Here is a 14752-nt window from a genome sequence, read left to right as displayed (position 1 = left end):
TTCCCCGTAAAAGTTTGAAATTTCTATTACAGGATAATTCTTTCATATCTTTTCTATAATTTTTAACCTCGGAGATAATATCAAAAGAAAATATGGCTGGCAAATCTATTTTTGATCCGATTTATGATTCATACCTGCACATCCTGCTAAAGTCACATTGACTGCAAGCACCATCCTTTATAGCAGGATACCAATATTCAGAAAATATAATATGCATTACAATAAATTTTAAAAGCTTGGGAAATTCTATTTTCAGCCACTCACCATAATTAGAAAATGATAATGTTGTCCCATATTTGTTAGATTTTTTAAGGGGCAAAAAATACTCTTCTTCTCCTTTGTCCCTCAGCTTCACATAGGCAGCAACTGTGATATCCCATGGATTAGTCTCATTTTCTTCGCAATTTCGAGCAAAGAGATAGGCATATACAGGGAGTTGAAGATCTGGTATATGTTCATTTATTTGCTTTAAGGTTTCAAGATCAAATCTTTTATCCCTGATCCAGGAAGACACATCAAGTTCAACTCCCTTTTTTATATTAACATTTTCCACATAACCAGTTTTATAATCCAAAACCCTGAAAAAACCATCCCTAAAATCTACCCTGTCAACCCTTCCAAAAATTTTCATATCTCCAATGTCTGGCACTAAGACTCCTGCTTCAAATTCCCTTTCAAGACAAATTATTTTTGTCTTTTCTGGATGATTTTCAATATACTTTTTTAATCTAAACTCGGCCCCTTTAAAGAGTAAAAATCTCCTTTGTTCTGAGAGGGTTTTGTAAAATGGTTTAGCTTTAACTTTTTCTTCAAATAAGGCTAATAAACGTTGCTCCTTGATGTTCTTTTTTTCTACAATCTTTGATTTTTTTAAAAGTTCTTTATAAAAATCTTCTAATGCTTCATGTACTGCTATGCCTAGCTCTTCATAGGAGAGCTCATCCACACTTTTTTGATAAGATATATCTAATACCTTTGAATAAAAAAATTTTAAGGGACACTCTAGATAGATCCTGAGGGTTGAGGGAGAGATAGGAGAGAGTGCTTTTTGTATTAGAATCTTTTTTAGTTCAATATCTTTTTTTAAAGGTTCTTTATTAAATAATCCACTAGCCTGTGGCGATATTTTAAAAAAAGAACCTTTAAATCTATTTGCCATTTTTGAATTATCAAACAAAACACCTTCTTTTTTCTCTATATCCCAGATGAGTTTTTCTACGTACCGACTCCTGACCTTTATACTATCAATACCCTGACCTGTTCCTCTTGTGGTTTGATGCTGCCAGAAAAGGTGTACTTTTTTAGCCGTGTTAATTAATCTCTCAAAGTGATATCTTATTATCACCTCCTCTCTCTGCCTGTTGGGTAGACCGAGTATTGTCCTTATTTGCTCTGGTAGCAGGGGATTTACTTCTTCTACCTGGGGCAATACACCTTCATTTACATCCAGAACAAAGATTTCCTCAAAATTTAAAAGTCTAGTCTCAAGCAACCCCATAACCTGTATTCCAACAAGGGGCTCACCTTCAAAGGGTACCCTGACATTTGAGATGAGTTCTTTAAATAGATTGAACAATCCACCCTTTTCCATTACTTTATCGGCAAAAAGGGATTCTTCAACCACGTATAAAACTGATTCCACTATTGAGTCCAAAAATGATTGTTCAAAGAGTCCAAAATCTTCATTGGCCTGGATAAAATCAAACCCTTTTCTAAACCCCCTACAAAGGGCCAAAGGACAATTTGCTTTTTCTATGGGAAATATTATTTTTTCAAACAATTCCTTTATATATCTAATACTATCTTCATCAAATTTTTTTTCTATTATATGAATAAGTTCTTCAAACCCAACATAAGGGGCACCATATTCAATTAGAATATCATCTACATGCAAGTTATCTTTTAAATAGGGACTTCTAAAAAAGGCAATTAAGTCTTTAAGTGCATATCCCCTATTTTCATCTTTACCCAAGATAAGATCAAAAATAGCTTCTAAAAACACAAAAATTCCGCTCAATTTAATGGGATAACCCATTGTAATATTTATAGGACATGGTGGGAGATGGTAAATAATTGGTATTAGATTCTCAGTATTAACTGTTACAATAGCTATTTTATCAGCTTTAAAATTATTAATTTTTTCTGGAAGCCTTTTTTTTATCTCATCTAACTCAGCGTGTAAATCATGGGCCTCAAAAAAATATATCTCTGTTTCAGAAGGTTTTATGGGATATACACCTTCAAACTTTATTTCCCATCTTTTCTGCCATCTTTTATAGAGTTCAGGGAGTTGTTCTGGGTCTGCATGCCAATATATGTAGGCCTCCCTCTCATACAAGTTTTTAAATAGTTTGTCCTCTGATTGGGTTAAGGCATAAAAACCTACCAGATAAATGGGAGAGTCAGGTAAAAAATCTGAATTTTCTGATAAATAACGGAGCATCTTTGCATAGGTAATGTAATTTTTCTCCTTTAATTTTTTATTAAATACATTATAGATCTGTCCCATTTGTTCTAATATTTCAATGGCCTTTAAAGAGAGGGCCTCTTCAGGGGGGCAATATATATCCTTTCCTTCTCCAAGTTCTAAGTCTAATTCTTCAAATAATTTAACCAGTCTCAAGGCCCATGGAAAAAAATTATCCCACTTAGGAATATCCTTTTGCTGTTTTTTAAAGACCTCTTTTGCAGAAAGATATGCTATATAGGCCTGATCATATTCATTTAATATTGTTGGAGGGTTATTTTGAGACAAAATATATACATTCTTTACCCAATCCTCAATGGGTTGTATAACTGGCAGGATAGTTGGTTCATCTATTTTTTGAGATAGATAATATTCAAAAAAACTCACTGACCTTTTATTTGGAAATATCACATGAGCATTGGACAGATGTTTTCTCTTTAATAAATCCTCTGCAACTAATAGCAAAAGATTGACCTTTGGATGAACTACTTTAATTTTAGACATAAAATCTATCCCAGGATCTCTATTTTAGGTGTTAAAACAAATACTAAATAACCTGTTACTTTGACCTTAAATATCCTTTTTATAATTCCACAATATTCCCTTACTTGTTTTTTATATACTTTTAAAACATCTTTAAACACAGGCTCTTCACTTTTAAAGTCAATAACCCTTACCTCATCTTCAAACATCACCACCCTGTCAGGTCTTAGGGTTTTCACGCTATTATTTTTTGTGGGAATAAGGATATTTTTTTCTATCAGAACTTTCTTTGCATCTTCAGGAAATATCTCAGTTATTTGTGGCAGGGAAAAAAGTTTTTCTAAAGGGGCCTTAAAATCTTTTTCCCTATCCCATTTATCCAATTTTTCCCCAAAAAATGCCAGAGACCGCTTAATATACAAATCCAGATTATCCCTATCCCTTAAATTTTTGATAAAGGAGAGGGTTAGATGGAGTATTTCTCCCTTTTTTATTTTTTTAAAATCCCCATGAGAGAGGGGTAAATTTTCTGGTAGCTTTATTTTTAGTTGAGCTCCTCTATGTTCCATAAGTTTTCGCTCTCCTGTAAAAGGGATTTTATCCAGAAAGAGAGGGGTTTTAAACCACCCCCTTTAACCAGACTCAAATATAGATACAAAGATTCCCTGGCCCTGGTAACAGCAACGTAAAAGAGGTTTAACAGTTCCTGGGCCTCTTCAGCAATTAGTATTAGTCTCTTTCTCTCAAGTTCCTCTGTAAGGGGTTTTTTAAGGTGTATCAAAAAACCATCATGGATAACCACAGGACTAAGGTCCCTGATCCTCCAATTGGTAAAGGGAATAAACACCACAGGAAATTCAAGACCCTTTGCCTTGTGAATTGTCAACACCCTAACAGCATTGATATTTTCTGGAAACCCCACTTGTTCTTCTAATCCTCCCTGTTCCCAGAAAGCCAAATACCTTCCTAAACTTGGGCCTGATTCAATCTCAAAATAATGGGTCACTTCTAAAAGGCGATCAACAAAAACTTTGTGGCCTACAAGGTCTGCATTTAACCTGTCAATTAAATTTAATTTTTTTAATAGAAATTGTATTATTTCATAGGGCGCCCTTTTATTTACAAGGGGTTTAAATTGCTCTATTAACTCATTTAATTCTAAAATCCATCTATCTAAATCACCTTTTATCCAGGCACTACACAGCTCTGATTCACTTTTAGGTCCAAAATTTAATATATTAGATGAGAAGATTCCATAAATAGCCCTTTTGTCAGAAGGGTCATAAAGGTAAGATAAAAAACATAAAATTCCCTTTACTACTGAAGACACCTTTAATTTTAATGAATTTTCAGTTATTACTGGGATTCCCTCATGTATTAACCAGGATGATATTTCTTCACCTGTTGCATGATTTCTCACAAGGACTGCGATCTCAATTTTGTTAGATTTACTTCTGTTACTCCATTCTTTTTTTAGATTTTCCAAAAAACTATCCTTAATTAACCCCTTTACCTCATCACTTGACCCTTCAGCATTGTAAATTTTTATTACACCACTTTTAATATTTGTATTAGCAGGTCTCTGGGTATGTCTTTGAAAGGCCCTTGCAACATCTTTTGAAAATTTCTTTTTAACATCCTCTAAGGCTTGATTTCCCAGAATGAGGGTTGACAGACCATCATACACTTTGTTCTCATCTGATAATGGGTCAAAGATTTTATTAAAAAATTCAACCAGATCTTTATTGGACCTATAGTTGAAATCAAGGGATTTTTCTTTAAAACTATTGGTATCTAAATATGTAAAATACTTTTTTTTAGAAAAGAGATCACCAAATAAATGCCAATCGCCACCTCTCCATCTATAGATGGCCTGTTTTATATCCCCAACCAAAAAAAGGGAGCCACCAGATGATAGGGCCTCTTCTACAAGTGGATTTAGACTATCCCATTGATCCCTTGATGTGTCCTGAAATTCATCAAACAAAAAATGGGAAAATTTTGAGCCAAAATGGGCATAAATTAAAGGGGGCACACCACTTTTTCGCATTTCCTCCAGGATAATCCTGGTCCACCAATCACTGCCAGGTACTATTCCCTCTTGTTCACAGATGGAATTTATGGTTTGTTTTAATTTTAAAACAGCTTGAGCATAACCACTCACCCTATATATTGCTTTAAGGTATATCCATTCATTGAGTTTTTGTCTGAGCCTTTCTCTATTATCTTCAAACTCCTTTATCTCTTTTAATTGGTTTTTGTATTTTTTCTTAAACACCTCCTCTATGTTTTTTGTGAAAATCGCTCTGCTGTGCAAAGACTCTAAAGAGATGTCTTGGTTTAAGTTTTTTATTAAATTCCCATTTATATATTTTGCTAATGAGTCAATTGTTTTTAAAAAATCTCTTTTTAAAACATCAAGCTCCCTTTCTAGAGTAAAGATTTCAGGAGCTTTTATTGCTTTAACTTTATCAGGTGTTTTAGCTATGAGTTCAAAAAGTCTATTTCTAAGACCACTTTCTGGATAAAATCCACCTCTTTCGTCTATTTTAAAAAAGGTGTCTAAAAGATCTTCCCAGAATTTTTTATCAATTTGTAGATCAAAAAGGATTTTGTCAAAGGCAGTGTCAAATATTTCCTGTGGATTAAATGTGACATTTAGATCAGGCTTGAGCTTGAGTTCAAAGCAAAGTGCTTTTAATATTGCAAACAAAAGACTATCAATGGTTCTTACATAAAAATCTGAATAGTTTAAGATTATATTTTCCAGCCACTTCCTGGCCTGTTCAGGGGTTAGATGGGTTTTTCTGGACAATTTCTGGCCAGATTGAGTACTTAAGGCAATCTCCTTTAAAAAAAGGATTATCCTCTCCTTCATTTCCCAGGCAGCTTTGTTAGTAAAGGTAATGGCAATTATCTTTCTTAAACCTGCAGGTGATGGATAATTTAATTTTTTAAGCAGCCTCAAATATCTCAAAGATAATTCATAGGTCTTGCCTGAACCAGCAGAGGCCCTGATACCAATTATTTCAGGTTCCATAATTCCTCCCTATATCCTGAGCCACTATCCTTGTTACCTTAAAATCGTAAATTGGCGCCCAGATGGGGTGTTATTTCATTAAAAAATTGTTTAAAACTAATTTTTTGCTTCATCCCTTATAGGCTATTAAATAATTTAGGGGTCAATCTATTTATACGAAAGTCTATAAGCAACTCCTGGAATTTGGGGTCTTTTAGGGGATCCTGTTCAAAATAAAAGAGATGGGAATTGCACTTACAGTCAGATGAACCAAATCCTGATATTGGCTTTCCTAAATTGGCTAATCTTTTGGCTATAATACACTCTAAAGGTTCATAACTTCTAATGGGAATGGCCATTTTCTTTTTTGCTTCTTTAGTTAAATAATCAATATGCCAGTGAAGTTTCTTTTTTTTTCTTAAGTGTCTATTTATTCTACTAGTGAGTCCTTTTTTTGCAGACCCCACATAGATATAATAACCTTTTTCTAAAAAAAAGCTCTTCTTTCCCGCAACAATATCCTTAGAGTTATCTAAAAAAATCCAGATAAGATAACATCCTGAATCTCTTAGTTCTTTTTCAATAAGTTCAAAGGGTATCTTGACTTCTTTTACAAAGGATATCTTTTCAACATTTTCATCAAAACCAAGACTTATAGCCCTTATGTCCAATTTTTTAGATAGATCAATAAGGTTTTTTGAAAAAGTTAAATCCACATGGAAAGCAGGCATGAAAAAGGATATGTCAGGATTCATTATGACAAAAAGAAGTGCCCCCTTTTGATTTAAGGGATTTAAATTGGCAAGTTCTTGAATGTGACGAGTTCCTCTTTTAGTCTCTGCGTCGGGAAACATTCCTATATCTTTTCCAAAGAGGGTGCAGGTTTTTACTTCTAAAAACATGAATTTTTCGCAATCTTTGGTAATATTTCTGAGCAAAAAATCAATTCTTCCTTTTCCCAATCTTACTTCATCCTTAAAAAATTCCCAATCTCTCCAAAAGGGAAGTCTTTTATTCAATAACAGAGATTTTACTATTTTGTTAGTTAAGTGGGTATGAAGTAAAATCCAGGTGTTGTGTTTTTTACAGGCCAAAAGGGTATATGGGAGTTTTGTATGGGAATGATTTTTTACAATCAATACTTCTGTGTTTGGAATTAGAAGTTCCCACAGTCTTCCAGGATTAGGAAGATAGGCCAAAGTTTTTTTAGAATTTACAACTACCTCTACTGTAAATCTATTGAGTCTCTTTAAAAAAAGACCTTTTATTTTTTTAAAACTAAAAAGATAGGTTAGCATTTAAAAGATTTTAAAGAAAAGGTGATTTTTTTCAAGGAAAAATGTCAAGACCCGGCAATTCGCTTTAAGAAACAAATTATAGTATCCTGCGAAAATTGATATAATAGAGACAATGTGATATAATGAATTTGTATGAAAGGGGAAGGTATTAAGTTAAAAATAGAGTGCCTAGTTAATATGATCTGCGTAAAAAGCACTAACACAACTCTCTCTTCAATGGTCTTGATGAGATATGTATCATCACATCTAATTTTTTCCTTGTCCTGATTTGGTGAAATATACAAGGCTTTATTGAGATGGAAATCATCATAAGATTTTCTTTACCAACTTTTAGTTTCACGTTAAAACGTCTTTTATAAAAGTGAGATGAAATTTGTTGTATTTGGTAAATAAATGTTGACCAAATCATTCGGCCTATAATAGGCTTACAAATTAAGTACAAACCACATTTTTATAATAAATAAGGGATGGTCATATGAGAAATTTTTTATTAATAACTATTTTTCTATGTATTATTGGATTTATTTCGTCAAAGGCTATAGCTTCCCACGAAGTAATAATTAAAAATATAGAATTTATAATTTCAAAAGATATACTAAATTATCCAATAGATCAATTTATAAGTGATTGTATAAATAGCACCAAAAAGTTGAAGAACAGTATAAACTCAATTTTGAAAAATAAAAAAACTAAAATTGATAAAAAGAAGTTAAATTTAATATTAGATAATATTGATTTAATTGATTCACAAATAACAATATTAAATAAATTAAAAGTTGTTAAGCCAACGCTTTCTTTTACTATTCCCAAAAAACAAAAACCCCCTTATTCTATTAATATATTTAAACAATATATTTCTCTTTTAAGAAATATAAATTTATCTATTTCAGAAAATGTACATCTTAATGAAGATGTAAAAGACAAACTTGAAGCAATTAAAAAAGATTGTAAAAGCTTGATTGATGATTATTTAAAACATAAGAAAGATCTTACTATATTTCAGAAATATAATAGATTAACATCTATATTATCTCTTAAGATTCAGAACATGATTTTATATAAAAAACAAAAAAATTATCAATTTATAGTAACTAAATTAAAAGAGCAAAAAAATAAGTTAACTGATAGGATAAATTATACTTTTAAAAACTTAAAAATTACTCAATTAGATATCAAAAATATTAAACATAAAAAAGAGATGTTAAATAGTCAACTTAAAGTGGAAAAGGCGAAAATATTAGAACAACAAAGAAATATAGATAAAAAAATTATTTATTATGAGATAAAACTACAGTCACTTCAAAATAAAATTAATTCTAAAAACTCTAATTTAAATAAAGAATTATTGAAAATAGACGAAAAGAGAATTAAATCTCTTATTAAGTACTATAATTTTAAAAAATTATACCTTTCGCAGAAAATTTTAAGTATTGAATTAAAGAAAAAATATTATGATTTTTATTATCTGTGGTTAGTTGAATATAAAAAAATAAAGGCAGGTAGCAGTGACAACACTATTTTTAAATCCATTGATTTAGTTATTGAAAATATTGAACAAAGATTTAATCTCACAATTGAAAATTTGGCAGATATTAGAAAAGCCAAGATAAATTTGGAGCAGTCACTGGCCATTAATACACAGAAAATTAAACTGCTCAAAGATGAAAAACTAAAGCAGGCAATTTATAATTTAAATTATGAGCTAAAAAGGCAAAGCAAACTCATTGATAACATTATCTTTATATTAATTCAAAACAAACATAAATGTTCTGAATTCTTGAATGAGGCATCTTTGATTTCATCACTTTTGAAAGATATGTTGGGGTGGATAAGGAGTTTAAATGTCTGGAGTAAAGAAAAATTTATAGACCTGTATCAAAAGGTTAAGTTTGTAGTTTTTTATCCTTTTGCAAAAATAGGAAATTTGGAACTAAGTATCGCATCTATTTTAAAAATAGTGCTTTTATTTGTCTTAGGTTTTATTATCTTAAGACGAGTCAGAAAAAAAATGACCTCTCTTATGCAACAAAAAACAAAATTATCTTTGGGAGCAATAAACTCCATAACAACGCTTGGTTATTATTTTTCCCTAGTTTTACTGGTTTTAATAGTACTGTCCACTGCTGGTATCAATTTGACCCAATTGAACATACTTATGGGCGCCCTGGGAGTTGGGATAGGCTTTGGTCTCCAAACAATTGCCAACAATTTTATTTCAGGCCTAATAATTTTGACTGATAGGTCCATTCAGGTTGGTGATATAGTGGAGCTAGAAGATGGTACAATGGGAACTGTCAAAAGCTTGGCCATAAGAGCCACTGTAATAAAGACCTTTGATGGTAAAGATATAATTGTCCCAAATTCTGAGCTCGTCTCATCCAGGGTAAATACCTGGACCTATAGTGATGATTGGAGAAGACTAACAATACCCTTTGGAGTCAGTTACAATGCTGACCCTGAAGTGGTAAAAGAGATTGCCATAGAAGCTGCAAGAGAAGTCCCTATTACAAAAGAAAATAAAGACCATCCAATACAGGTATGGTTTGAAGGATTTGGGGATAGTTCTATAAATTTTTCCTTAAAGGTATGGTGTAGAATAAATCAGCTAAGTGATATAAAAAGTGGCCTACTCAGTGATTATTATTTTGCACTCTTTAAAAAACTAAAGGAAGCAAACATAGAGATCCCCTTTCCACAACGGGATTTACACATAAAAAATTTGCCTGATGATTTGATCGATTTTATAGAAAATAAAAAAAATAAGAATTAAAACAGAACACACAACATGAAAATTTGACTAGCAAAAAGCTTGACAAGTTAGGGAAGTTGGATTCTAACCTAATATAAAACTAGTAGAAAAAATGAAAAAAATTTTAACCAGACAACACCTTAAATTCTTATAAAAAATATGGAGGTAAAACATGAAGGTCCTTTTAATATATCCAAGATATCCTGACACCTTTTGGAGCTTTAGAGACGCATTAAAATTCGTCTCTAAAAAGGCAGCATTTCCACCTCTGGGACTAATCACCATTGCTTCAATGCTACCAGAGTCATGGGACCTTAAATTGATTGATCTGAATGTGGAAAAACTAAAAGATAAACACATAAAAAATGTTGACCTGGTATTGATAAGCGCTATGATGATTCAATCTAAAAGTGCCAGAGAGGTAATTAATAAATGTAAGGAATATGGTGTAAAAGTGGCTGCAGGAGGTCCAGCATTTAGCTCTGAGCCTGAAAAATTTAAAGATGTTGATTACTTAATTTTAGATGAAGGAGAATTGACCATACCTAAGTTCCTAGAAGACTTTAAAAATGGGGCTCAAAAAGGTATCTATAGATCAGAACAAAAACCAGACATAACCAAAACTCCTCTGCCTTCCTGGCATCTTATTGATATTTCAAAATATGCCTCTATGTGTGTCCAATATTCAAGGGGATGTCCCTTTAATTGTGAATTTTGTGATATTATTACTCTATTTGGAAGAAAACCTAGAACCAAAACACCAGAGCAGATGGTACAAGAACTTCAGGTTCTTTACACTATGGGATGGAGAGGTGGAGTATTTATAGTTGACGATAATTTTATAGGCAATAAACACAAAGTAAAAAAAATGTTACATGAAGTAATTAAATGGCAAAAAAAACATAATTATCCTTTTACTTTTTTTACCGAAGCCAGTGTCAATCTTGCTGATGATGAAGAACTCATGGATCTTATGTGTGCTGCTAATTTTAATAAAGTTTTTCTTGGTATTGAATCTCCGTCTCTAGATAGTCTCAAAGAATGTAATAAATTGCAAAATACAAAAAAAGATCTAACTGAAGTAGTAAATACTATACATAGACATGGTATGCAAGTTATGTCTGGTTTTATTGTTGGATTTGACAGTGATGATGAATCTATATTTAGCAAGCAGATACAATTTATACAGAAAACCGGAATAGTAACCGCAATGGTTGGAATGTTAGTAGCTGCCCCAAAAACTAGATTATATTATAGACTAAAAGCAGAAAATAGACTCTTTAGAGATGCAATTGGAGATAACACTTCTGCAGATATAAATTTCTATCCAAAAATGGGATTAGATAAGCTTATAGAGGGATATGACAATATTATAAAAACAATATATTCTCCAAAAAATTATTACAAAAGAATAGATGTATTTCTAAAAAACTATAATCCAAAAACAAAGGTTAAACTAAAAAAGGAAGATTTAATTGCCTTTATAAAAAGTATATTTAAAATTGGGATATTCTCTAAATCTAATATCTATTATTGGAAACTTCTTTTTAAAACTCTTTTTACAAGATTTAAATCAATGCCAGTGGCAGTAGAATTGGCCATTTTAGGAGAACACTTCAGAAAGTTTTCAGAAAAATGTGAACATTCATTACAGGATTTTTTAAATGAAGTAAAAAATAAAAATCAACTAGCTTCTTCATAAATTCCTGTTATATGAGTTTTTATAGGCGATAGAATTCAATTAAAGGATGAGGAGCCTTTTTATGACTCAAACACCTAAAAAAATTCCCTATGGTATAGCTGATGCCGCTGAGGTTCTATCTGATAAATACTATTATGTAGATAAAACCCATTTTATTCCTGTACTTGAAAACGCTGGCAGGCACATTGTTGTTTTAAGACCAAGACGCTTTGGAAAATCCCTTTTAATATCCACCTTAGAACTCTATTATGACATAAACAGAAAACACAGGTTTCAGGAGTTTTTTAAAGACACATGGATCGGGAAAAATCCAACTGAGCTCCAGGGAAGTTTTCTGGTTATCAGATTTAACTTCTCTGCTGTAAGGGCAGACCCATTAAAGGTTGAACATGACTTTAACCTATATGTCCACGATATATTGGTAAGATTTGTTGACCGGTATAAAAAATTGATCCCTGATGATCTTAAAAAAAGCATTCTTGCCCTGGAAAATGGAGTTGAAATGCTAAGAAGGGTCTTATCTGAAGAATTTTATGAAAAGACCAGACACAAAATTTACATCTTAATTGATGAATACGACAATTTTGCAAATGCCATTCTCTCTGCATATTCTCATGAAGAATATATGCAACTCACCCATGGTGGGGGATTTTTTAAAGATTTTTTTAAAAAATTAAAGGCTGCAACTGAAGAGTCTGAATCTTCCCTTGCCAAACTCTTTATAACAGGCGTCTCTCCAATTACCCTTGACGATGTAACCTCGGGGTTTAATATTGGGGAAAATTTATCTCTTGATCCTGAATATGCAACTCTTTTTGGTTTTACTGAACAAGAAGTGGAAAAATTATATGAATATTATGCCTCCTTTGATTTTTTAAAAATTTCTAAAAAGAACTTTTTTGATTTAATTACCTACTGGTACAATAGATACAGATTTTCCAGAAGAAGTAAAAGCAAAGTTTATAACCCAGATATGGTATTTTATTTTATAAAAAGGAGTCTTAAAAAAGATTATCTGCCCGATGACCTCATTGATGAAAACGTGCGCATAGATTATGCAAAGATGAGACACCTTATTACAGTTGACAGGAAAGTTAAGACATTTAATGGAAATTTTTCCATTTTAAAACAGATAATTGAAAATGGCATAGCAGGCGGTAGAGTCGTTAAAACCTTTCCCTTAGAGAGGCTCACCCATCCTCAAAATTTTACATCTCATCTCTTTTACCTGGGTCTTTTGTCCTTTAATGGAGATGATGAATTAATCATTCCAAATGAAACAGTAAATCAACTTTTATATGAGCACTTAAGAGATGCTTATGAAGACACAGGGATATTTCGCTCAAATCTCTATTTTCTTGCAGAAAAAATAAGAAAAATGGCATATTCAGGTGAATGGAAAGGGGTATTTGAACAACTATCCAATGAAATAAATACTCAGACTTCCATAAGGGATTATCTTCAGGGGGAACAAACAATAAAAGCATTTTTAGCAGCATATATCTCAATTACTGATTATTTTATAGTGCACTTAGAAAGGGAGCTAAACAAGGGATTTGCAGATCTCTATCTAAAACCTTTTTATGAGAAAAATCAAAAGGTGAGATTTGGATATCTTATTGAAATAAAATATATTCCCCGTGGAGAAAAACTCACAGAGAACATTTTAAACAAAAAAAGGGATGAGGCAAAAGCTCAGCTTTTAAAATATGCACAGGATGATGTTATCTCCAGAAAATCTCATACAAAGCTAAAACTTATCTATCAAATATGGCATGGGTGGGAGCTTGTGGAAATGGAAGAGATATAGTTGAAGATGGGCAGTGATGATATAGTGTGCATCATCTAAGCCTCTACCGTATCCAGAAATCAATGCTCTCTTCCCACCAGGCAGCAGCAGGAACAAGTGAGAGTTTGCTCAAAAACCTCTTCATGTCTTCTTGCCTCAGCACATAATACCCATCCTGCACTTTTAGACTTGCTGTCAAATCCACATCAACATCAGATGATATACCAATGACCTTAAAACACATCCTGCCAACAGGAGGGTAAACCCTATAACTTACAGCGCTTTTATCAACACACTCAGGAAAAGAATAGACCCTGTCTTTTGTAAAAACTAAAGGAATAAGTTCCTTGATAGGATATAAAAAAATCACCTCTCCAGTGCCAGGATCGTAATTAAATACATACAATCTACTGTTCATGGGCGGACACACAGAAAAGCCAATATTATCCCCCACATTGACTACTGGCGCATCACCCCTCAAAGCCACCTTTTTATTTTTGCGCAATACAAAAAGCGATACCCTGCCTTTTGACGAAGATGAAGAAGACAGGCTTTCCAGCCTGGCGCCTGCGCCCTTAGAAGCAGCAGGAGAACTCAAGATCCTCTCCAGGTCTTTATTCACCTTTAACTTTACACTGGCTGAAGCAATTACCCTTCCATTATCAGGTCTTACCACCCTGCAATCTATGTCCAGCAATCCTTTTTGTTTAAGCCAGGTATAGGTTCCCAGCACAACATAATCAGCCTTAAGTTTTTCTGCCCATTTATCAATATCCAAGAGTCCTTCATCATCCAGATGCACCTTGCCGCCTTGCCCGAAAACCTCCATCTCATCCATGAGCCGCACTATCTCCAGCCTTTCCACCAGTTCAAATTTCCTTTTCTTTGCCTGGGCCAGAGCAGTCAATAATTTGCGCGCCAATACATTGGACATAAGGCCATCAAAGCCATCTGCTGCTTGAAAGTGCAAAACAGCCAACCGTTTGCCAGCAAGTGGTTTTGCCCTGGCAAGCCTGTCAGCCAATTTCTCGCACGCAGCATCAAGATTAGCTGGCCTGCCCCAAAAGGCAAAACAATCTGTCCATGTAAACAAAATAAAAAACAAACCACACAAAATAGCTATGTTTATATATGTTTTTCTGGTCATAAGATATTTTTTGGGTTTATGAGTTTATCATGTATTGGGATAATTTCGGTATTCATTTGTTCATGGGGCAGATATGGAATCCGCCTCTGTTCACGGTT

The 14752-nt window shown here is 32.8% G+C and carries 8 protein-coding genes; 3 read left to right on the top strand and 5 right to left on the bottom strand.

Annotated features, from left to right (window positions below):
* Window positions 1-121 precede the first annotated feature (121 nt).
* The 4 genes from ACYQ1E_RS00860 to sfsA all read right to left on the bottom strand — a co-directional run bounded on the left by ACYQ1E_RS00860 (window position 122) and on the right by sfsA (window position 7267).
* Entirely contained in the window at window positions 122-2971 is a 2850-nt protein-coding gene (locus ACYQ1E_RS00860; protein WP_459874770.1) for a PD-(D/E)XK nuclease family protein, read from the bottom strand.
* Window positions 2972-2976: 5 nt separating this feature from the next.
* Entirely contained in the window at window positions 2977-3519 is a 543-nt protein-coding gene (locus ACYQ1E_RS00855; protein WP_459874769.1) for a hypothetical protein, read from the bottom strand.
* Window positions 3495-5990, bottom strand: coding sequence for a UvrD-helicase domain-containing protein (locus tag ACYQ1E_RS00850; RefSeq protein ID WP_459874768.1), 2496 nt, complete (start codon window positions 5988-5990; stop codon window positions 3495-3497). The genes ACYQ1E_RS00855 and ACYQ1E_RS00850 overlap by 25 nt, the downstream gene beginning before the upstream one ends.
* Window positions 5991-6106: 116 nt before the next feature.
* Entirely contained in the window at window positions 6107-7267 is a 1161-nt protein-coding gene (gene sfsA / locus ACYQ1E_RS00845; RefSeq protein ID WP_459874767.1) for a DNA/RNA nuclease SfsA, read from the bottom strand.
* 475 nt (window positions 7268-7742) lie between these two features.
* Between sfsA and ACYQ1E_RS00840 the strand changes: the two genes are divergently transcribed.
* From ACYQ1E_RS00840 to ACYQ1E_RS00830, 3 genes are all read left to right on the top strand, one after another.
* On the top strand, window positions 7743-10037 hold the full coding sequence (locus ACYQ1E_RS00840; protein ID WP_459874766.1) for a mechanosensitive ion channel family protein: 2295 nt from the start codon (window positions 7743-7745) through the stop codon (window positions 10035-10037).
* 151 nt (window positions 10038-10188) lie between these two features.
* Entirely contained in the window at window positions 10189-11718 is a 1530-nt protein-coding gene (locus ACYQ1E_RS00835) for a B12-binding domain-containing radical SAM protein (protein ID WP_459874765.1), read from the top strand.
* A gap of 61 nt (window positions 11719-11779) precedes the next feature.
* On the top strand, window positions 11780-13528 hold the full coding sequence (locus tag ACYQ1E_RS00830) for an AAA family ATPase (protein WP_459874764.1): 1749 nt from the start codon (window positions 11780-11782) through the stop codon (window positions 13526-13528).
* A gap of 43 nt (window positions 13529-13571) precedes the next feature.
* Here ACYQ1E_RS00830 and ACYQ1E_RS00825 read toward each other — a convergent pair whose 3' ends face one another.
* On the bottom strand, window positions 13572-14654 hold the full coding sequence (locus ACYQ1E_RS00825; RefSeq protein WP_459874763.1) for a FlgO family outer membrane protein: 1083 nt from the start codon (window positions 14652-14654) through the stop codon (window positions 13572-13574).
* Between the last annotated feature and the right edge of the window lie 98 nt (window positions 14655-14752).

This window comes from Desulfothermus naphthae (assembly GCF_054657475.1).
This window is presented reverse-complemented; position numbering and strand designations above follow the sequence as displayed.